The following is a 1,034-nucleotide window of genomic DNA, read 5'->3' as shown; positions in this document are numbered from 1 at the left end:
GACTCGGATGCGTGCACCTGATCTAAGTTCATCGATTGATTGCTGAGAAAGCTTTCCGTACCCTTCAAATGCTCTGGTTTTGAAATATACGTCACCTTCTGATTCATATGCGTAGCCCTTTTTCACGAGCTGATCTACGAATTCGATAATGGCATCCATGTTCTCCATTACTCGCGGATGAAGGTCGGCTTTTCGGCAGCCGAGCGCGCCTACGTCTTCAAAGTATGCTTTAATAAAACGCTCTGAAATGGTGGGTACATCCTCACCGAGTTCATTTGCCGCTCTAATTAATTTATCGTCTACATCTGTGAAGTTAGAGACATACTGCACATCATAGCCTTTATACTCCAAATAGTTTCGAACCGTATCGTAAACGATTGCCGGACGCGCGTTCCCGATATGAATGTAATTGTAAACCGTGGGTCCGCATACATACATTTTCACTTTTCCCTCTTCAAGAGGAATGAATGTTTCCTTCTGTCTAGTCAATGTATTATAAAGTGTGATTGTCATTTTTGATTGATCCTTTCTTTTCTGTCTTCAAGTTCTGCCTTCAGCTCTAAAATCTGCTGTTCCAAAGACTTAAAGCGGTCAGCAACTGGATCGGGCAAATCCTGATGGTTTAAATCGCGTCTTACTTTCTTGCCATTTTGTACAACTACCCGTCCAGGGATACCGACAACTGTTGAAAAATCAGGAACATCATGCAGCACTACTGAACCAGCGCCAATCTTTGAGCCTTCACCGACCGTAATAGAACCGAGCACTTTAGCACCTGTGGCTATCAATGCGTCATCTTTAATCGTTGGGTGCCTTTTTCCCTTTTCTTTCCCCGTTCCCCCGAGGGTAACTCCCTGAAAAACGGTTACGTTATTGCCGATTTCACATGTCTCCCCAATGACAACCCCCATGCCGTGGTCTATGAAAAATCTTCTCCCGATTGTAGCGCCGGGGTGGATTTCTATCCCGGTAAAAAATCGGCTTACTTGAGATATAAGGCGTGCAAGGAAATAAAATTTTCGTTTATATAAAGC

2 protein-coding genes are annotated in these 1,034 nt (G+C 43.8%); both read right to left on the bottom strand.

The features are described 5' to 3' along the window. The coding region (locus ACWFR1_RS40565; RefSeq protein WP_453561201.1) for a class I tRNA ligase family protein at positions 1–513 on the bottom strand (513 nt) is incomplete at its 3' end. Next, on the bottom strand, positions 510–1,034 hold a 525-nt coding region (gene epsC / locus ACWFR1_RS40560; protein WP_453561198.1), incomplete at its 5' end, for a serine O-acetyltransferase EpsC. The genes epsC and ACWFR1_RS40565, both read right to left, overlap by 4 nt.

The sequence above is a fragment of the Streptomyces sp. NPDC055103 genome (assembly GCF_053607625.1).
The sequence above is the reverse complement of the archived record's forward strand: the minus strand, read 5'-3'. Positions and strand labels throughout refer to the sequence as shown.